Origin of the sequence: Pectobacterium carotovorum (assembly GCF_033898505.1) — a bacterium.
Taxonomy (GTDB): Bacteria; Pseudomonadota; Gammaproteobacteria; order Enterobacterales; family Enterobacteriaceae; genus Pectobacterium; species Pectobacterium carotovorum_J.
The window spans coordinates 131,382-151,139 of record NZ_JAXAFK010000002.1 but is presented as its reverse complement, the minus strand read 5'-3'; the positions used below and the strand labels follow the sequence as shown (position 1 = coordinate 151,139).

Genomic DNA, 19,758 nt, shown 5'->3' with positions numbered 1-19,758 from the left:
AATTTTGGGGCGATAAAAGCGTAAACACCCCTACGCAATTTCAATATATAGTGCCTATCCTATAAACACGACCCATATGTAGTGCTTATCCACAATATCATCCACAGCCCTCTGTAACCCTTGTCAGTTACGGTTTTCGCCTGTGGATAACATTGATAGAGGAAAAAAACGTGAAACCAGTAGTGATTAAACGGGACGGTTGCCAGGTGCCTTTTGATGAAGTGCGTATCAAAGAGGCGGTCGAACGCGCGGCACATGCAGCCGGTGTCAATGATGCAGACTACTGCGCAACTGTGGCCTGTGCGGTCGCTCAACAAATGCAGGATAAATCGCGTGTGGATATCCGCGATATTCAGAACGCGGTCGAAAACCTGCTGATGTCCGGCAATTACAAGCAGCTGGCGCGTACCTACATCGAATACCGCCACGATCGAGACATCGCGCGTGAACGCCACGGTCGGCTGAATCAGGAAATTCGCGGTCTGGTCGAGCAGAGCAACATGGCGCTGCTGAACGAGAACGCCAACAAAGACAGTAAAGTCATTCCCACCCAGCGCGATCTGCTGGCGGGTATCGTCGCCAAGCATTACGCCAAACAGTACATCCTGCCGCGTGATGTGGTACTGGCACACGAGCGCGGCGAGATTCACTATCATGACCTCGACTATTCGCCCTTCTTCCCGATGTTTAACTGCATGCTGATCGACCTCAACGGCATGCTGACCAACGGCTTCAAAATGGGTAATGCAGAGATTGAGCCACCGAAGTCGATCTCAACTGCGACCGCCGTCACCGCGCAGATTATCGCGCAGGTCGCCAGCCATATTTATGGCGGCACCACGATCAACCGCATTGATGAAATTCTGGCGCCGTTTGTCACCGCCAGCCATGCAAAGCATAAAGCCGTGGCGGAAGAGTGGCAGATCCCCGATGCGGAAAACTATGCCCTGACCCGCACGGAAAAAGAGTGTTACGACGCCTTTCAGTCGCTGGAATACGAAGTTAACACGCTGCACACCGCTAACGGCCAGACGCCGTTCGTCACCTTTGGCTTCGGGCTCGGCGTCAGTTGGGAATCGCGTCTGATTCAGGAATCTATCCTGCGCAACCGCATTGCCGGGCTGGGTAAAAACCACAAAACGGCGGTCTTCCCGAAACTGGTCTTCGCGATTCGCGATGGCTTGAACCATAAAGCAGGCGATCCGAATTACGATGTCAAACAGCTTGCGCTGGAATGCGCCAGCAAGCGCATGTATCCGGATATCCTGAACTACGATCAGGTTGTGAAGGTCACCGGTTCGTTCAAAACGCCAATGGGCTGCCGCAGCTTCCTCGGCGTTTATGAAGAAAACGGCCAGCAGATTCACGACGGCCGCAACAACTTAGGCGTCATCAGCCTGAACCTGCCGCGCATCGCGCTGGAGGCCGAAGGCAATGAAGACCGCTTCTGGACACTGCTCGACCAGCGTCTGGCGCTGGCGAAGAAAGCACTGATGACGCGTATTGCACGGCTGGAAAACGTGAAAGCCCGCGTTGCGCCCATCCTGTATATGGAAGGCGCTTGCGGCGTACGCTTAAAAGCGGACGACAGCATTGCGGATATCTTCAAGAACGGACGCGCCTCCATTTCGCTGGGCTATATCGGCCTGCATGAAACGATTAATGCCCTCTTCGGTGACCAAACGCACGTGTTTGATGACGAGGCGCTGCGTGCCAAAGCCGTGGCCATCATCGCTCGTCTGAAAGAGGCGACCGAGCAGTGGAAAGACGAAACGGGTTATGGCTTCAGCCTGTACAGCACGCCGAGTGAAAACCTGTGTGACCGCTTCTGCCGTCTGGATACCGCCGAGTTTGGCGTTGTGAAAGGGGTGACGGACAAAGGGTATTACACCAACAGCTTCCACCTTGATGTGGAGAAAAAGGTGAACCCTTACCAGAAAATCGACTTCGAGCTGCCCTATCCGCCGCTGGCTAACGGGGGATTCATTTGCTACGGCGAATACCCGAACCTGCAACACAACCTCAAAGCGCTGGAAGACGTGTGGGATTACAGCTATAGCCGCGTGCCTTACTACGGTACCAACACGCCGATCGACGAATGCTACGAGTGTGGCTTCACCGGTGAATTCGAGTGCACCAGCAAAGGCTTCACCTGCCCGAAATGCGGCAACCATGATTCGGCACGCGTTTCCGTCACGCGCCGCGTGTGCGGCTACCTCGGCAGTCCGGATGCACGTCCATTCAACGCGGGTAAACAGGAAGAAGTTAAGCGCCGGATTAAACACCTGGGCAACGGTCAACTGGGGTAATCCTTTTCGGGCTGCAGCAATGCGGCCCACCTTTCGCGGCACCGTCAACACGCGCCCGCTTCATAACATGGGCTCTACAGTATGAATTACCACCAGTATTATCCCGTTGATGTCGTCAACGGCCCCGGCACCCGCTGCACGCTGTTTGTCGCTGGCTGCGTGCATGAGTGCCGGGGGTGCTACAACAAAAGCACCTGGCGACTGAACTCCGGCCAGCCGTTTACGCAGGAACAGGAAGATCGGATCATCGCCGATCTTCAGGATACGGTGATTCCACGGCAGGGAATTTCGCTGTCTGGCGGCGATCCGCTTCATCCACAGAATGTGCCTGACATCCTGCGGCTGGTCGAACGGATACGCGCAGAATGCCCGGGCAAAGATATCTGGGTCTGGACAGGCTACGTACTGGCAGAACTGACGCCGGAGCAACAGCGGGTGGTCGATCTCATCAACGTCTTAGTCGATGGAAAATTTGTGCAAGACCTGAAAGATCCCGCACTGATTTGGCGCGGCAGCAGTAATCAGGTTGTCCACCGCCTGCGGTGATCGAGAGCGGCTACTGAAGCGGTTGCTGCTTGCCTAATGACAATAATTGATCCGATTCCAGCACGGTAACCCGCGCTTTTGGTTCCGGCGAGAACGCCTGATTCAACAATGCCTGCGCAACCGTTTTTCCCTCAATGGCCCGCCACTTTGCCGGGAACAGGCGGAACAGCGGAGCGGCCAGGCTTTCTAGCGGGCGACTGTCTTCCCTTTCCCCCAGCAGCATCGACGGCTGCGCCAATGTCAGATGTTGCCAGCCCTGCTGCCGCAGCGATCTTTCCGCTTCTCCCTTCACCCGCGAGTAGAAGAAAGGCGATGTCACATTGGCGCTTAGCGCGCTAACCACCAACAGGTGCGTCGCGCCCAGTGCCAGCGCCACTTTTGATCCTTCCACCACCAGCGTGTAATCCACATAGCGGAACGCCTGCTTACTGCCTGCCGTCTTGAGTGTCGATCCCAGACAGCAAAATGCAATGTCGACAGGGTCAGTCAATTGCGCCAGCGCGGTAGACAGATCGGGATCGTGCGGATTGACCACTTTCTCCGAAGGCGCCAGCGGCTTACGGGTCGGCGCATAGATCGTCTCTACCCGATTATTGGCTTTCAACAGCTGTAACAACTCGTGCCCCACTAACCCCGTTGCACCTAATAGCAATACCCGGCTCATCGGTTTTCCCCCTTGGTCTGCGTCTTTCACTTTCCCATCTTTTGACATTTCTGTTGTTATGTATGGAAAATGTTATTTATGGCAAATGTCATTTATGACAGACGTTATCTCTGCTGAACCTGTTCATCGCGTTGCCAGTAGCGTTTCTTACCAAAGCCCAGCGTATTGTCCGTCATCTTGATTTCTGTCAGATCGAGCCGCCAGATCGGCGCGTGCGATGCCCGGGCAATAGGGAAACGCGTGTTATACCGCGCTCTGGCCTGCTGCGCGTCATCGCCCTCCAACTGCACCGCCTGCCCCCGAAACTGCACGCCTTTAATCAGCATCACACTCTTCGGCTGGCCGCTGACCGTACCCGCCACCTGCGGTAACCTCGCCATCATTTCACCATGGCGCGTCTGCAACTCCGTCATCAGATAGAAGGCCATCTGTTGATCGTCATAAGTATAGAAGCAACTCGCACACCATAATTCCGAATTTTCACCCACGCATAACGTCAGTACGTGCAGCTTCTTCAGATAGCGGGAGATTGCCTCAAGATCGCTGCCTGTTTCTCTCAGTTTTTTCTGCATTACGGCACCTCAATCCACTTTCTGAACGAATGTATCTTGCCCGACGACTTGCTGGCCTTCCGCAGAATACGGCAGCATGGCTTGCAGAGGCTGACCAGTGTGTTTATCCAATAGCAGGGAGTGAGCTTCTCCCTCCGCGAACAGTTGCTGCTCCCCCCACTGGCGTAGCGCCACGACGAGCGGGAATAGCTGTTCGCCTTTGGGCGTGAGGACATATTCCTGGTAGGCCGAGCTTTCAGAAACAGGCTGAACGGACAAAATACCTTCGTCAACTAACGTGCGCAGACGGTCGGTAAGAATATTTTTAGCGACGCCCAAACTGCGCTGAAAATCGCTGAAACGGCGGCGATTGTCGAAGGCATCGCGGATAATCAGCAGCGCCCAGCGATCGCCAACCACATCCAGCGCGCGGGCAACGGGACACGCATCCTCTTTCAGACTTCTGCGCTTCACCATGACGATTTCTTCCCCTTTTTCCTGTTCAGCTTGCCTTACCTACAGGCTGAAAAGCTGACCGTGCGTTTTTGGTTGCAGAATAAAACTAGAGTATTTATGCTTCAACTGGTTTTATTTTGAAACCAACAATGAATAGTGAAAGCTAATATTATGAAAACCAGCCCTATTCATACCACGTCATCCGTCACTGAATGCGATCTTTACAGCACCGCGTCATCTGCGCAGTCAGCATTCACGCTATCGTGATAGCAAAACAACGATTATTGATAAGGAAACAGTATGAGCGAACTGACGTTACTGGCTGATGCCGACGAGCGCGGCCGACGTTATCTGGCTGAGACTACACAGCGTCGGGTTTTCCCCGATGCAGACGCCCTCGCGGCGCTGGCACGTTTTGATGAAGTGCTACCGCAACAAGGTTACTCACCCGAAAGCACGCTGGCGCTGCTGGATGAGGTCGGTTCACCGGCGACCACCGCCTCCAATGGCCCGAACTATTTCGGCTTTGTTATCGGTGCCTCATTGCCGGTCGCCGCCGCCTCTGAGCGATTAATGATCGCCTGGGATCAGTGCGCCTCCACCTTTGATAACTCGCCGGTATCCGCCACGCTGGAACGCCTCGCCAGCCGTTGGGTGCTTGATGCTCTAAACTTACCCAAAGACAGCGCCGTCGGTTTCGGCACCAGCGCCACCGCCTGCACGCTTTCCTGCCTGGCCGCTGCGCGTCGTGCCTTGCTGGCAAGGCAGGGCTGGGATTTTGACAATGATGGGCTGATCGGCGCGCCTGAAATTAGGGTCGTGATTTCGGAGCTGACGCACATCACTGTGAAGAAAGCGCTGCGCATACTCGGTTTTGGGCTGCGCCATTTACACATCGCGCCTGTGAATGCGTTTGGGCAGATCGATGTGTCGCAGCTTCCTCCGCTGGACGATCGCACCATTCTTTGTTTGCAAGCGGGCGAGGTCAACACGGGCGAGTTCGATGATTTTGCGCAGATCATTCCCGTCGCGAAAGCAGCAGGTGCCTGGGTTCACGTTGACGGTGCTTTCGGGCTGTGGGCCAGAGCTTCGTCCCACGCGGCGCTCACCGACGGTATCGACCTAGCCGACAGTTGGACAACCGACGCGCACAAATGGTTGAACACCCCCTACGATTGCGCGATGGCGATTTGCCGCGATGCGGACGCGCTGGCCGAAGCGATGAACGCAGACGCCGTTTATTCCAGTGCGGCGCGAGATGCCCAGAAGAACCTGACGCTCGAATTTTCCCGTCGGCCACGCGGTATTCCGGTGTGGGCGGCACTGCGCACGCTGGGACGCGACGGCGTAGCAGAAATGGTCGAACGACACTGCCGACAGGCAACCTTCATCGCCGACGGCCTACGCCATGCAGGATTTGAGATACTGAATCGGGTGGTGCTTAATCAAGTTCTGCTACGGGGGGAAACCGACGGCCAGACGACGGCAATACGAGAGGCGTTGCAGGCTTCGGGCAAAGCATGGTTTGGCGGCAGCGTCTGGCAGGGGCGTCCGGCATTGCGCATCAGCGTGTCATCATGGCGCACGCAGGACAACAACGTACAGGCGCTAATCACGCTGCTGACGGAAATCAAAGCACAGACCCCACGCTGAACGAGGCGCAAGGTATAAAGCGACTATCCCCGCAAACGCGGGGATAGAGAGAAACATCATCAGGCTACGGCGCACCAACCTGCTCTAGACATAAACGCTGATGCTGGAGACCTGTCCCTGAAAGCGGTTCAGCGCCTCGGCCGCACGTTGCAGGCTTTCGGTATTTTGCACTTCGCTGCGGGAGGATGCCCCCGCGACACCTTGCTGAATGGTGTCGAAAACATTAATCGGCTGGAAAACATTGGAAGGCGGAATGCTTCCTCCTTCGGCTCTCGGCGACGAGACAAAACCCAGCAGCGCGGAACCTTCTTCACGTCCCAACCGCCCACTGCTGACAAGACCTTCAACCGTTTCATACAACTCGACAGGGCTAATGCGGGTAAAGTCGTATCGCGTCGTCTCACCTGCTGGAACAGCACCGCTGCCCGCCTGATAAGACTGGAGCTGTTCGGACAGCGCCGCTTTTTCAGCATGCTCTGTGGAACGCTTCGCCATCACCTGCTGGCTGGCAAAAACGGACGACTCTGCGGCTTCAACTTTCATATCACCTCCTTACGGTAACGTATGGAAGACAAAAATGATGGGCATAACGCATCACCATGACGGTGAATGCAAAAATGGCGTGCTTTAATACTGACACGCAATCCCCCATCGCGCCAGCCAGAAGCGGGATTTGCTCCCGTGTGGGGGACTCACTGGCATTCAGAAATTAAGAGTAAGCCTCACGCCGTTGGCGCATTACTCGCTAGCGCGACGACGTTCTCTTGCTCTGCGGGAGTTTTACCAGTTTTCTCTTTTTTCTTTTCCACGTAGGTCAGTTTTTCCTGATTCTGCGCTGGCGGGGTCAGCGGGTGGGACTGACCGGTGAAGATGCCGCCTTTTTCGATGGAGAGCTCGTCGGTGAAAATATCGCCGAATACTTTTCCCTGCGCCAGAATGGCTACGACGCTGGCTGCTATGCGCCCTTCAACGCGACCGTTGATGATGATCTGCTGCGATTTCATTTCACCGTTTACCTGGCCAGTGTGCTCCACTTTAATCGTGTTATCGCACTGCACGTCACCTTCTACCCGGCCTTCCACGGTGATGTTGCCATCCACGGTCAAAGAGCCCGTCATACGCGCGCCCTGAGAAATGAAGGTGTCTTTTTTCACGCGCACAGGGTTCACTGAATTAATCAACTCGTTCGATGGGCTGATAGCGGGAGAGCTGTTTATTTCACTGCGCTCTTGCGGTTCTTTTGCATCTTTTTTGTTTTTATCAAATGAAAACATCGTGTTATTCCTTTTAACAGTATAGAAAAATGCGATCGCGGCACTTGCGGCTAGTACAGCTGCCACTCCCTGACCGTAATATCGAAGGGGGAATTCGCTATAAATATCAATCAGCCAGGCGACGACCAACAAGGCCCATAGCGCCCATATTCCCCAAAGCAGGTTGTAATTACGCACCGGGATAGCCCCGGAAAGAGGTGGGGTAATGCATATCCTTCTCCATTCGTCCTTTTTGCAGCTTGAATCCCAGATTAATTCAGCCACGCTCCATAACTATCGGATGACAGCCCTTTTTATTTAGTCCGATGACCGTGGCAACGTGATGACTATCGCATAAATTTTCACCAACGCGATGGGGAAAAGTGCGTTTTATTGATGTAGGTGCGTCTCTACAATGAAGAGTATTGCTTAGCTAAACCGATTCTTCTATTTTAGCAAACAGTCTAATTCTCGTTGATAAGAGTAACGTTATGGCAAATAGAATTTGGGTCATGGGCGACGCGGTTGTCGATCTCATCCCGGAAGATGCGGAACGCTATCTGAAATGCCCCGGTGGAGCACCGGCCAATGTCGCAGTCGGCATTGCCAGACTGGGGGGAAACAGCGCTTTTATTGGTCGCGTCGGTGACGATGTTTTTGGCCATTTTCTAAAAACGGTGCTGGAACAGGAGAACGTCGATACTCATCACATGGCGCACGACAAACTCCACCGAACCTCAACCGTGGTCGTGAGCCTCGATGAAGCAGGGGAACGCGCCTTCACGTTTATGGTACTCCCAAGTGCCGACCTGTTTTTACAGCAGGAAGATCTGCCGATGTTCAACCGAAGAGAATGGCTGCATCTCTGCTCCATCGCACTCTCGCAGGAACCTTCGCGCAGCACCGCCTTTGAGGCGATGCGGCAGGTAAAAGCCGCGCTGGGTCGGGTCAGCTTCGACCCGAATATCCGTGACGATCTCTGGCAAAGCGAGCAGGAACTGCGCGACTGCCTGACACAAGCGCTGATGCTGGCCGACGTGGTGAAACTGTCGCGTGAAGAATTGGCCTTTCTGTGTTCAACACCGGACGTTGAAGCAGGGATTCAGCAGTTCATGCAGCGTTACCCCACCCGGCTATTGCTGGTGACGCTGGGTAGCGAAGGCGTCTGGCTGCACGATCGCCACCAGCTACAGCACTTTGCCGCGCCGTCGGTAACCCCCGTCGATACGACGGGTGCGGGGGATGCCTTCGTCGCTGGTTTACTGCATGGCCTGGCGCAATATGACGACCTGTCACAGCCGCTTAGCTGGGATCCGATTATCGCGCAGGCGCAGCGGTGTGGCGCACTTGCCACCACAGCAAAAGGCGCAATGACCGCGCTTCCCTACGCTCAGCAATTGCACGCACTCCCTTAGCCAAGCCCTAATCCCTCCGTTTAATACGGTTACCGCCCGGTTTTGTAGTCAGGATCACAGTTACAGAATCGGGCGAGTGAAATTTCTTGCTAACCCTCTTGCTGGCTTTTATTTTCCTCATGAAAAACCGGTTTAGCAATTTAGCTAAACATGAGAAATCCAAAAAACAATAAATCTCCTTCACGACGAGAACGAAAAAATGAAACCAAGCCACCTTGCTGTGACGATAGGATTATTACTCTCCTCCCCGTTTTATGTTTCTGCTGCCAACACCGATAGTATTGAAGCCCGCCTGAACGCCATGGAGCAGCGTTTGCAACAGGCTGAAGCCCGTGCCCAGGCCGCCGAGGCCAGAGCCGACGCCGCTGAAAAGCAAACCCAACAGCTAGCCACCCGCACCACCCAAACCGAACAGAAAACCCAGCAGGTGGAACAGCGCACGACGGCGCTGGCTAAGCAAAAATCATTTGCCGATGGATTTGAATTCCACGGCTATGCGCGTTCCGGCCTGTCGATCAATGACTCCGCCACCAGTTCCAAAACCGATATCGGGCCGGGCATGTCCCCTGCCGGTCAGACTGGCGGACATATTGGTCGTTTAGGCAATGAAGACGATACCTACGTCGAAATTAAACTGGAGCACAAACAGAAGCTGGATAACGGCGCGACCACCCGCTTCAAGGTGATGATGGCGGATGGCCAGCGCAGCTATAACGACTGGACGGCGGCCACCAGCGACCTGAACATCCGTGAAGCCTTCGTCGAGCTGGGTTCACTGCCAACCTTCACCGGCGCCTTTAAGGACACCACGCTGTGGGCGGGTAAACGCTTCGATCGCGATAACTTCGATATTCACTGGCTGGACAGCGACGTGGTTTTCCTCGCGGGCACCGGTGGCGGGATCTATGACGTGAAATGGGCGGATAGCGCCAAAAGTAACTTCTCACTGTATGGCCGCAGCCTCGGCGAAATTACCTCGCTGGATAACGACATCAAAAACTACGTCTTTACCGCCAACAACTACGTTGGGCCATTCCAGTTCATGCTGAGTGGATTAACTGCCAAAAATAACGATGTAAAAGCAAACACCGGTACAAGCCGTGATAACACCGTCGTCACCAATACCAATGCGGGCGATAAAGGTTACCACGCGATGGTGGCTTACCACGGTGACAGCTTCTACGGCTTGCGCGACGGGACATCGAAAACCGCGATCCTCTACGGTCACGGTCTGGGCGGCGAAGTGAAAAACATCGGTGCCGATGGCAACCTGACCAACGATGCCAACACCTGGCGCTTTGCGACCTACGGTACCACCGCGCTGAACAAGACCTGGAGCTTCGCCCCGTCTATTCTGGCGCAAACCAGCAAAGACCGTTACGTCAACGGCGATAGCTACGAGTGGGTGACGTTTAATGCGCGCTTGATTCAGGAAATCACCGAAAACTTTGCACTGGCCTATGAAGGCAGCTATCAATACATGGACCTCGATCCGCGCGGTTATCGCAGCCTGAATCAGGTGAGCGGCGGCTTCTACAAGCTGACCTTCGCGCCGACGTTCAAGGTTGGCGATATCGGCAACTTCTTTAGCCGCCCTGAACTGCGCGTGTTTGCCAGCTACATGGACTGGGATAAACGACTGGATAATTACTCCAGTGAAGATACGTTTGGCTCCACCGGCTTTAAAGCAGGCGGCGAATGGAACTTCGGTATCCAGATGGAAACCTGGTTCTAACCCTTGCCCGGCCTTGGCGTCGATGACACGCTAATCGACGCCAAAGAAACTGCATATCCGATTGAAAAAGAGGAATAACATGGATATCAACAAAACCGCCGCCGCACTTATCCCCCTTCTCGGCGGGAAAGAGAATATCGCCAGCGCGGCTCACTGCGCGACTCGTCTGCGTCTGGTACTGAATGACGACAATTTGGCAGACAAGAAAGCCATCGAGAACGTTGACGGCGTGAAAGGCTGCTTCCAGAACGCCGGACAAATGCAGATCATTTTCGGCACAGGGCTGGTCAACAAGGTGTATGCCGAGTTCATCAAAGCGGCAGGCATCAGTGAATCGAGCAAGTCCGAAGCGGCCTCCATCGCCGCGAAAAAGCTGAACCCGCTGCAACGTCTGGCGCGTCTGCTATCAAACATCTTCGTCCCTATCATGCCAGCGATTATCGCGTCCGGTCTATTGATGGGACTGCTCGGCATGATCAAGACCTACGGTTGGGTCGATGCCAGCAGCGCGATCTTCGTGATGCTGGATATGTTCAGTTCCGCTGCCTTTATTATCCTGCCTATCCTGATCGGTTTTACCGCCGCGCGCGAGTTCGGCGGCAACCCCTATCTGGGCGCGACGCTGGGCGGCATTCTGACCCACCCGGCGCTGACCAACGCCTGGGGCGTCGCAGGGGGCTTCCAGACCATGCACTTTTTCGGCATGGACATCGCCATGATCGGCTATCAGGGCACCGTGTTTCCGGTACTGCTGGCCGTCTGGTTCATGAGCATCGTGGAAAAACGCCTGCGTAAGATCGTACCGGATGCGCTGGACATCATCGTCACGCCATTCCTGACCGTCATCATTTCCGGCTTCGTTGCTATGCTGATCATCGGTCCGGCTGGGCGCGCGCTGGGCGACGGTATTTCTTTCTTACTCAGCACGTTGATTGCTCACGCTGGCTGGCTGGCCGGTTTGCTGTTCGGCGGCCTCTACTCCGCCATCGTGATCACCGGCGTTCATCACAGCTTCCATGCCATTGAAGCCGGCCTGCTTGGCAACCCGAATATCGGCGTCAACTTCCTGCTGCCGATTTGGGCGATGGCGAATGTGGCGCAAGGTGGCGCGTGTCTGGCGGTATACTTCAAAACGCGTGATGCCAAAACCCGAGCGATTGCCGTTCCCGCAGGGCTGTCTTGTCTGCTGGGTATCACAGAAGCCGCGATATTTGGTATCAACCTACGTTTCATTAAACCGTTCCTGGCTGCACTGGCAGGCGGTGCGCTCGGTGGCGCGTGGGTCGTCTTCAATCACGTCAATATGACGGCCGTCGGGCTGACTGGTTTTCCAGGTCTGGCGATTGTGCAAGGAGGATCGATGCTTAACTACCTGATTGGGATGTTTATTGCGTTCGGTGCCGCCTTTACCCTGTCCTTATTGCTGAAATATAAAACGGATAGCGAATAATGAAGGAAATCCACTTACTAAAGCGCATGGCGCACGCCCTGATGTCAGGCCACGCACGGAAACAGGAAGACCCGTATCGCCCGGAATGGCATCTGTCCCCGTGCGTGGGTCTGCTCAACGATCCGAACGGATTTATTCATCACAACGGGCGTTACCATCTGTTTTATCAGTGGAATCCTTTATCTTGTGCCCACGGAGCAAAATTCTGGGGGCACTGGAGCTCCGCCGATCTGGTGAACTGGACGCATGAACCGGTCGCATTGGTGCCAAGTGAAAGCTATGAAAGCCACGGCTGCTACTCTGGCTCTGCCGTGGTGGATCAGGGCGCGATCATGCTGATGTATACGGGTAACGTGAAATACGACGATGGCTCACGTACCGCATTTCAGTGCCTCGCCCGTGAGAATCCTAACGGTGAATATGACAAACTGGGCGCGGTTCTGACGCTCCCTGACGGCTACACCGGGCACGTTCGCGATCCGAAAGTGTGGCGTCATGACAACCGCTGGTACATGGTGCTCGGCGCACAGGATCTCGACCTGCAAGGGAAAGTACTGCTCTACCGTTCTGACGATCTGCTGGCGTGGGAAAAGATCGGTGAGATCGCCGGTTCCCGTTTGGGCGGGCTCGGGGATTTTGGCTACATGTGGGAGTGCCCGGACCTGTTCCCGTTGGATGGAAAAGACGTGCTGATCTGCTGCCCGCAGGGGCTTCCCGCCGAAGAAGAACGCTATCTGAATACCTTCCAGGCGGGCTATTTTATCGGCTCGCTTAACTACGACAATGGCGCTTATCCGCATCAGGGTTTCCACGAACTGGATCTCGGCTTTGAGTTTTACGCTCCGCAAACCACGCTGAGTGACGACGGGCGACGCCTGCTGTTCGGCTGGATGTCGATTCCCGACGATAATGAATTTTTTGAACCGACGATCGAGTACGGCTGGATCCATACCATGACCTGCCCGCGCGAACTCACGCTGCATGGCGATCGCGTTTATCAACGCCCTGCACGTGAACTGCAACAGCTGCGCAGACAGCATTACACCTGGCATGGTGCCGCAGACTACGCGTCTCCGCTTCATGCCAGCAGCGCGGAAATCCTCATCACCGTTCAGGGGGAATTCCAGTTCAGCCTCGCCTCCCAGCTGGTTCTCTGTTGGGATGGGGAACGTGTCACGCTGAGCCGACGCAACCGCCGCACTGGCGAACCCGAACATCGCTACTGGCGTGGTGAGCTGAGTCAATTGCAGATCCTGTGCGATCGCTCCAGCATTGAAATTTTTATCAACGACGGCGAGGCTGTGATGTCTGCACGCTATTTCCCGGAAAGTGACGCGATCATGACATTCAGCGGCTCTGGGCGATTAACGCTACAGCACTGGCTGTTAGCGCCATGCGTGATAGAATAACTTCCCTTTTTTCTGATAGCAGACCTCGCGGTGAAACCGACTAAACGCATAACAATCAGTGACATCGCCGCGCTGGCCGGTGTATCAAAATCCACCGCCAGTCTGGTACTTAACGGACGCAGTAAAGAGTTTCGCGTTTCTGATGAAACCCGCGATCGTATTTTAGCCGTCGCGCATGAGCAGCGTTATCAGCCCAGTATTCACGCACGTTCGCTGCGTTCCTCACGCAGCAACACGCTGGGGTTTGTGGTGCCGGAAATGACCAACTACGGGTTTGCCGTCATTTCCCGCGAACTGGAAATGCTGTGCCGTGAAGCAGGGCTACAGCTGCTGATTGCCTGCACCGACGAAAACGCCAGTCAGGAGATGATGGCGGTCAACAGTCTGGTGCAACGTCAGGTCGATGGTCTGATTGTCGCCTCCAGCCTGTTGAGCGACACCGAGTATCAGAAAATTAATCAGCAGTTGCCCGTCATACAATTTGACCGGGTGATTGGTGATTCCACACTGCCGATGGTGATTTCCGAAGCAGTAGAATCCACGGCGGAAATGGTCGAGCGTATCGCCCGCCAGCATCGTGATGAGTTCTATTTTCTTGGCGGCCAGCCGCGTATTTCTCCGACTCGCCACCGTCTGGAAGGCTTCCAGCTCGGTCTGGCACGCGCAGGCATAGACTGCAAGCCGGAGTGGATTATTCACGGCAGCTATCACCCCAGCGCGGGTTATGAAATGTTTGCTCAGCTGTGTGCCACGCTGGGTCGCCCGCCAAAAGCGCTGTTTGTCGCGGCCTGTGGCCTGATGGAAGGCGTGCTGCGTTACATGAACCAGCATAACCTGATGGAAAGCGGCATCCGACTGTGCTGCTTTGACGATCACTATCTGTTTGATTGTTTACCGCTGAAGATCGACACCGTGGCGCAGGATTGTGAAAACCTGGCGCGCAGCAGCTTTGAGATGGTGACCAGCCTGATTGCACAGCAGCCGCTTGAAGAAGATCGGCGCTATATCCCAACGCGGATTCACTGGCGTCATCCTGATTCGCGGGCGTAGGCCAACGCCCAAAGCGCCCTGCCATCATCGGGACGTAAATCTACAGACGTAAAAAAAGGAACGCGGTTTGAATGTTCACCCCGCATTCCTTCTTGAAACACAACCCTCAGCCGTTATTTAGCGGCTGCGGTTTCCGCACCGACCAAGCCAACCTTGAGGTAGCCCGCTTTACGCAGTGAATCCATCACGCTCATGATGGTTTCATAATCGACGCTTTTATCTGCCTGAAAGAAGATGGTCGTTTCTTTGTTAGCGCTGGTTTTTGCGTCCAGCACCTGCGCCAGCGACTGCTCGCTAACCACCTCTTCCCCCAGGAACATTTGCTTATCTGCTTTTACCGTCAGATAGAGCGGTTTTTCCGGTCGTGGCTGCGGTGCTGCCGATGAGGCTGGCAGATCGACACGAATGTCTACCGTTGCCAGCGGTGCCGCCACCATGAAGATAATCAGCAGAACCAGCATGACGTCAATGAACGGCGTGACGTTAATGTCATGCATTTCACCGTCATCACTCACGTCCTCCTTCAAATGCATCGCCATGACTTAACCCACCCGCAGTTTATGCGCTGCTGAAGACGCCCGGTTATCGTTGCTGGCAGCCACGTCGAGATCGCGACTTTGCAACAGCAGCACTTGCGCAGCCACATCGCCGACCATCGCTTTGTAGCTGGCAATCGAACGAGCAAAGACGTTATAGATAACTACCGCAGGAATCGCGGCAACCAGACCAATCGCCGTCGCCAGCAGGGCTTCTGCGATCCCCGGTGCGACTACCGCCAGATTGGTGGTTTGCGTCTGTGCGATACCGATGAAGCTGTTCATGATGCCCCATACCGTACCAAACAGCCCCACGAACGGAGCGACCGCGCCGACCGTGGCCAGATAGCCGTTACCACGTCCCATATGACGACCGGTAGCCGCCACGCGACGTTCCAGACGAAATGCGGTACGTTCTTTAATCCCGTTGTTGTCATCAGAACGTGCGGAAAGTTCCAGTTCGTTCTGCGCATCCACCAGCAGCTGCTGTGCGACGCTGCCAGCTTTGAACGCGTCGGCCGTTTCCAGCGCATCGTCCAGCGTTCTCGCCTGTTCCAACGCCAGATATTCGCGGCGCAGGCGGCGTTTCGCACCAGACATCTCAACGCTTTTACTGAAGAAGATCGCCCAGGTAATCACGGAGGCCAGCAGCAAGCCGATCATCACCGTTTTCACCACGGCATCAGCGTGCTGGTACATACCCCAGACGGACAAATCGGTTTTCATCAGGTTATTGGTGCCCGGTGCCGCACTGGCAGGCAATGCGAGTGCTGACGTCGGCGCCAGTGCATCAGTCGCCACAGGGGCAGAAGGAGACGCCGCAGCAGGCTGAGTGGCAGGTGCGGTATTCTCTGTCGATAACGGTGCCGTTGCGGGAGCCGCAAACGCATTTCCACTTAGTCCCGCCGTACACAGCAGGATAACCAGCACGCTACGGGAAAATGCGCTGAACGCGCCACGTTTTTTTTGCCAGGTTGATAACACCTGTTGAGTTGTATTACTGACAGCCGTCTTCACGCTGTGCCTCCACCATTCGTTCTGTACAATCATCTGTTCTGTACAATCATCGGTTCTGTACAATATCCGCACATATTCGCAGGTATAATGCCGCAATAACGCAGCGTGAAATGATACCAAACCCTGAACGAATTGATAGTCGTTCTCATTATTATTTACACAAGATAATGCACTTTTCTTGCGTTCTAACAGGGTTTTTGGGGGTATTGCCTGCATATCGGCAGAAAAAGCATAAAAACGAGAAAGAAGAGGCATATTCCGGAATATCTCAGGCAAAACGCTCCTCAACGCGGCGTGATATCCCGGATTTTATAATCGAATTTTTACGATCGGCTTTTTGTGATCAACATTAAGTTATCACACCATTTCACAATAGCGGGCGATAAGTTTACTGAAATAAATAGATACATAAGCACACAATAAGATAAATAAAAACACCATGTTACGCATATTCCCGTGAGGTAAACAGGAATAAAATCCATATAAAACAGCATTTCATATTAGCTTTTTCTTTTGTGACACGAGTCATTCTACGAAGTTGTATAATAGGTTAGCTTAACTCGCAGAGAATACTGATGCGCGCCACAATAATACCTAGTAGGCTGCCGTATTCTCATCATTAAACCCATTCTTCATTATTCTATTTTTCATGGGTTTATATTTTTAAATCACCATTTGATTATCGATAATGTCACCCCACCTCTGGAGATAATTCAATGAAGCTGTCGAAAACATTGATCGGCGTTTGTCTGGGTTCTACTGCACTCCTGATGAGCCAAGCGATTCAGGCACAACAAATTAAAGCCTCTGATGTTCACCCTGAAGGTTACCCTAATGTCGTCGCAGTTCAGAAAATGGGAGAGAAACTAAAAGCCGCCACCAATGGCAGGCTGGAAATTAAAACTTTCCCCGGCGGCGTATTAGGTGATGAGAAACAAATGATTGAGCAGGCGCAGCTCGGCGCGATTGATATTATTCGCGTATCCATGACGCCCGTTGCCGCTATTTTGCCGGAAATAGAAGTCTTCACGCTGCCCTATATTTTCCGTGATGAAGATCATATGCACAAAGTGCTGGATGGAAAAATCGGCCAGGAAATTGGTGACAAGATTACCCATAGCAGTAAGTCAAAATTGGTTTTTCTGGGCTGGATGGACGCGGGAACGCGTAACCTAATCACCAAGCAGCCAGTGGTGAAACCAGAAGACCTCAAGGGCATGAAAATTCGCGTCCAGGGTAGCCCGGTCGCGCTGGCAACGCTAAAAGCCATGGGCGCCAACTCAATCGCAATGGGCGTCAGTGAAGTCTTCAGCGGCATGCAAACCGGCGTGATCGACGGTACCGAAAATAACCCACCAACGTTTGTCGCACACAACTACCTGCCTGTCGTGAAAAACTATACCTGGAGCCGCCACTTCATTATCCCTGAGCTGTTCCTGTATTCCAAAACCAAATGGGACAAACTTTCTAAAGAGGATCAGGACCTTATCCTGAAGCTGGCGAAAGAAGCGCAGCAAGAACAGCGCGTGCTGTGGAATGAATATACTCAGCAATCTCTGGATAAAATGAAGGCCGGCGGCGTTCAATTCCATGATATTGATACCGAATATTATTTCAAAGCCACCCAGCCCGTACGCGATCAGTTTGGTGCCAAATATCAGGATCTGATTAAAGCCGTCGCTGACGTCCAATAATCAATATCTCATCTCAGCGGATAAATAGCCTGCTATTTATCCGCCACCATGAATTGCCCGATATTAACAATTATCCTTCGCGGCTCACTCAGCGAAGTGAATATAGGTGGCGCAATGGCACAGTCTTATCTTTCCAGTATGGATGTTCTCTATCGTATTGCCATGTGGGTTTCTGGTCTGGCGTTATTAATTATGACGCTCGTGATTCCAGTCGGAATATTCGCACGCTATGTATTAAATGCTGCATTATCCTGGCCAGAACCCATTTCAATCATTTGTATGGTGACGTTTACTTTTGTCGGTGCCGCAGTCAGTTACCGTTCCAACTCACATATTGCCGTCAGCATGTTAACCGACAGATTGCCAGAATCCGGTAAGAAGATTTGCGTTCATCTGTCGAACCTCCTGATGCTCTTAATCAGCCTGTTTATTCTCTATTACAGCACGTTGCTTTGCCTGGAATTATGGGAACAGCCCGTTGCGGAGTTTCCCTTATTAACCGCGGGTGAAAGCTATTTACCGCTGCCTATCGGTTCGTTAATCACCGTGCTCTTCATCATCGAAAAAATGTTTTTCGGCCCGCAGGATAAACGCCCTGTGGTAATGCTTGGCAGTTCTTAATTCGGAGCCAATACCATGGATGCATTTATTCTTGTTGCTACATTGGCCGTGCTGCTGGCGGTCGGTGTTCCCGTTGCCTACGCAGTAGGGTTGAGTGCCATCGTTGGCGCGTTCTGGATCGATCTGCCGCTTGAAGCAGTCATGATCCAGATTACCAACGGCGTGAACAAATTTTCGCTGCTGGCGATTCCTTTCTTTATTCTGGCCGGAGCAATCATGGCCGAAGGCGGCATCGCCCGTCGGCTGGTCAGCTTCGCTTACATCTTTGTCGGCTTTATTCGCGGCGGTTTATCGCTGGTTAACATCGTTGCATCAACGTTTTTCGGCGCGATATCCGGTTCCTCCGTCGCAGATACGGCCTCAATCGGTTCGGTGATGATCCCGGAAATGGAGAAGAAAGGTTACCCGCGCGACTTCTCCGCCGCCGTCACCGCCAGCGGATCCGTGCAGGCCATTTTGACACCGCCGAGCCACAACTCCGTGATCTATTCGCTGGCAACTGGCGGTACGGTTTCTATTGCGTCGCTGTTTATCGCAGGGATCCTGCCCGGCCTATTGCTCAGCCTGACCATGATGGTGATGTGCGTCGGCTTTGCCCATCGGCGCGGTTATCCAAAAGGTGAACGCGTACCGTTCCGTCAGGCGCTGAAAATCTTTGTCGATACCTTATGGGGGCTGATGACGGTCGTCATCATCATGGGTGGGATTCTGTCTGGTATTTTTACCGCGACCGAGTCTGCGGCCATCGCCTGCCTGTGGTCCTTCTTCGTGACCATGTTTATCTATAAAGATTACAAGTGGTCGGAACTGCCCAAGCTGATGTACCGCACGGTCAAAACCGTGACGATCGTGATGATCCTGATCGGCTTCGCCGCCGCATTCGGCGCCATCATGACCTACATGCAGCTGCCTGCCCGCATTACCGAGTTTTTCACCTCCATCTCGGATAACAAATACGTCATCCTGATGTGGATTAACATCATGCTGCTGCTGATCGGCACGCTGATGGACATGGCACCGCTGATCCTGATCCTGACGCCCGTTCTGCTACCCGTCGCCCTCTCGCTCGGTATCGATCCGGTGCATTTCGGCATGATCATGCTGGTGAACCTCGGGATCGGCCTAATTACACCACCGGTAGGGTCAGTGCTTTTCGTCGCCAGTGCGGTGAGTAAGCAGAAGATAGAACAGGTCGTTAAAGCGATGCTGCCCTTCTACTGCGGGCTCTTCTTTGTGCTGATGCTGGTCACCTATATTCCGGCCATCTCGCTCTGGCTGCACAAATTCTTCGGCGTGCATACGGGTTAGCACACCGCGGTGAGAACGCGTCTATAGATAGGGATGTCATACGTTACGTCAATCCCCTCGTCTCTTCGACGAGGGGAACGATAAGCACTAA

General features: G+C 53.8%; 18 protein-coding genes. 11 read left to right on the top strand and 7 right to left on the bottom strand.

The window, feature by feature from the left end:
* The first annotated feature begins 170 nt into the window (after positions 1 to 170).
* Together nrdD and nrdG are read left to right on the top strand one after the other, a co-directional pair.
* On the top strand, positions 171 to 2,309 hold the full coding sequence (gene nrdD / locus R9X49_RS12710; protein WP_319848759.1) for an anaerobic ribonucleoside-triphosphate reductase: 2,139 nt from the start codon (positions 171 to 173) through the stop codon (positions 2,307 to 2,309).
* Between the two features lie 81 nt (positions 2,310 to 2,390).
* Positions 2,391 to 2,855, top strand: a complete 465-nt coding sequence (nrdG, locus tag R9X49_RS12705; RefSeq protein ID WP_319848758.1) for an anaerobic ribonucleoside-triphosphate reductase-activating protein — start codon at positions 2,391 to 2,393, stop codon at positions 2,853 to 2,855.
* 10 nt (positions 2,856 to 2,865) lie between these two features.
* Here the strand turns inward: nrdG and R9X49_RS12700 are convergent, their stop codons facing one another.
* From R9X49_RS12700 to R9X49_RS12690, 3 genes are all read right to left on the bottom strand, one after another.
* Complete coding sequence (locus R9X49_RS12700) at positions 2,866 to 3,519, bottom strand: hypothetical protein (RefSeq protein ID WP_319849099.1); 654 nt, start codon at positions 3,517 to 3,519, stop codon at positions 2,866 to 2,868.
* Between the two features lie 104 nt (positions 3,520 to 3,623).
* Entirely contained in the window at positions 3,624 to 4,091 is a 468-nt protein-coding gene (locus tag R9X49_RS12695; RefSeq protein WP_319848757.1) for a YhbP family protein, read from the bottom strand.
* 9 nt (positions 4,092 to 4,100) lie between these two features.
* Positions 4,101 to 4,547 (bottom strand): helix-turn-helix domain-containing protein, encoded by a 447-nt coding sequence (locus tag R9X49_RS12690; RefSeq protein WP_319848756.1) that lies wholly within the window; start codon positions 4,545 to 4,547, stop codon positions 4,101 to 4,103.
* 279 nt (positions 4,548 to 4,826) lie between these two features.
* Here R9X49_RS12690 and R9X49_RS12685 point away from each other — a divergent pair, with 279 nt between their 5' ends.
* Positions 4,827 to 6,179: a pyridoxal phosphate-dependent decarboxylase family protein gene (locus R9X49_RS12685; RefSeq protein ID WP_319848755.1), complete on the top strand. Its 1,353-nt coding sequence runs from the start codon at positions 4,827 to 4,829 to the stop codon at positions 6,177 to 6,179.
* A gap of 84 nt (positions 6,180 to 6,263) precedes the next feature.
* Here the strand turns inward: R9X49_RS12685 and R9X49_RS12680 are convergent, their stop codons facing one another.
* Both R9X49_RS12680 and R9X49_RS12675 read right to left on the bottom strand, forming a co-directional pair.
* Positions 6,264 to 6,722 carry a hypothetical protein gene (locus tag R9X49_RS12680; RefSeq protein WP_319848754.1) on the bottom strand — a complete coding sequence of 153 codons (459 nt, stop codon included), beginning with the start codon at positions 6,720 to 6,722 and terminating at the stop codon, positions 6,264 to 6,266.
* 179 nt (positions 6,723 to 6,901) lie between these two features.
* On the bottom strand, positions 6,902 to 7,453 hold the full coding sequence (locus R9X49_RS12675) for a polymer-forming cytoskeletal protein (RefSeq protein WP_319848753.1): 552 nt from the start codon (positions 7,451 to 7,453) through the stop codon (positions 6,902 to 6,904).
* Positions 7,454 to 7,923: 470 nt separating this feature from the next.
* Here R9X49_RS12675 and R9X49_RS12670 point away from each other — a divergent pair, with 470 nt between their 5' ends.
* The 5 genes from R9X49_RS12670 to R9X49_RS12650 all read left to right on the top strand — a co-directional run bounded on the left by R9X49_RS12670 (position 7,924) and on the right by R9X49_RS12650 (position 14,491).
* The gene (locus R9X49_RS12670) at positions 7,924 to 8,847 is read left to right on the top strand and encodes an aminoimidazole riboside kinase (protein ID WP_319848752.1); all 924 of its coding nucleotides are present in this window, start codon (positions 7,924 to 7,926) and stop codon (positions 8,845 to 8,847) included.
* 199 nt (positions 8,848 to 9,046) lie between these two features.
* Complete coding sequence (locus tag R9X49_RS12665) at positions 9,047 to 10,582, top strand: carbohydrate porin (RefSeq protein ID WP_319848750.1); 1,536 nt, start codon at positions 9,047 to 9,049, stop codon at positions 10,580 to 10,582.
* A gap of 79 nt (positions 10,583 to 10,661) precedes the next feature.
* Complete coding sequence (locus R9X49_RS12660) at positions 10,662 to 12,032, top strand: sucrose-specific PTS transporter subunit IIBC (RefSeq protein WP_319848749.1); 1,371 nt, start codon at positions 10,662 to 10,664, stop codon at positions 12,030 to 12,032.
* The gene (locus R9X49_RS12655) at positions 12,032 to 13,441 is read left to right on the top strand and encodes a sucrose-6-phosphate hydrolase (protein ID WP_319848748.1); all 1,410 of its coding nucleotides are present in this window, start codon (positions 12,032 to 12,034) and stop codon (positions 13,439 to 13,441) included. Before R9X49_RS12660 ends, R9X49_RS12655 begins: the two co-directional genes overlap by 1 nt.
* A gap of 30 nt (positions 13,442 to 13,471) precedes the next feature.
* The gene (locus R9X49_RS12650) at positions 13,472 to 14,491 is read left to right on the top strand and encodes a substrate-binding domain-containing protein (RefSeq protein WP_319848747.1); all 1,020 of its coding nucleotides are present in this window, start codon (positions 13,472 to 13,474) and stop codon (positions 14,489 to 14,491) included.
* 113 nt (positions 14,492 to 14,604) lie between these two features.
* On the opposite strand, the gene exbD is transcribed toward R9X49_RS12650, so the two are convergent.
* Positions 14,605 to 15,030, bottom strand: coding sequence for a TonB system transport protein ExbD (gene exbD, locus R9X49_RS12645; RefSeq protein WP_010280259.1), 426 nt, complete (start codon positions 15,028 to 15,030; stop codon positions 14,605 to 14,607).
* A 3-nt stretch (positions 15,031 to 15,033) separates the two neighbouring features.
* Positions 15,034 to 16,044 (bottom strand): tol-pal system-associated acyl-CoA thioesterase, encoded by a 1,011-nt coding sequence (gene exbB / locus R9X49_RS12640; RefSeq protein WP_319848746.1) that lies wholly within the window; start codon positions 16,042 to 16,044, stop codon positions 15,034 to 15,036.
* A 716-nt stretch (positions 16,045 to 16,760) separates the two neighbouring features.
* On the opposite strand from exbB, the gene R9X49_RS12635 reads away from it, so the two are divergent.
* The 3 genes from R9X49_RS12635 (at position 16,761) to R9X49_RS12625 (ending at position 19,667) form a co-directional block, all read left to right on the top strand.
* Positions 16,761 to 17,738: a TRAP transporter substrate-binding protein gene (locus R9X49_RS12635; protein WP_319848745.1), complete on the top strand. Its 978-nt coding sequence runs from the start codon at positions 16,761 to 16,763 to the stop codon at positions 17,736 to 17,738.
* 114 nt (positions 17,739 to 17,852) lie between these two features.
* Complete coding sequence (locus R9X49_RS12630) at positions 17,853 to 18,359, top strand: TRAP transporter small permease (protein ID WP_225086621.1); 507 nt, start codon at positions 17,853 to 17,855, stop codon at positions 18,357 to 18,359.
* Between the two features lie 15 nt (positions 18,360 to 18,374).
* A complete protein-coding gene (locus tag R9X49_RS12625) occupies positions 18,375 to 19,667 on the top strand; it encodes a TRAP transporter large permease (protein WP_319848744.1) in 1,293 nt (430 codons plus the stop codon).
* The last annotated feature ends 91 nt before the right edge of the window (positions 19,668 to 19,758 follow it).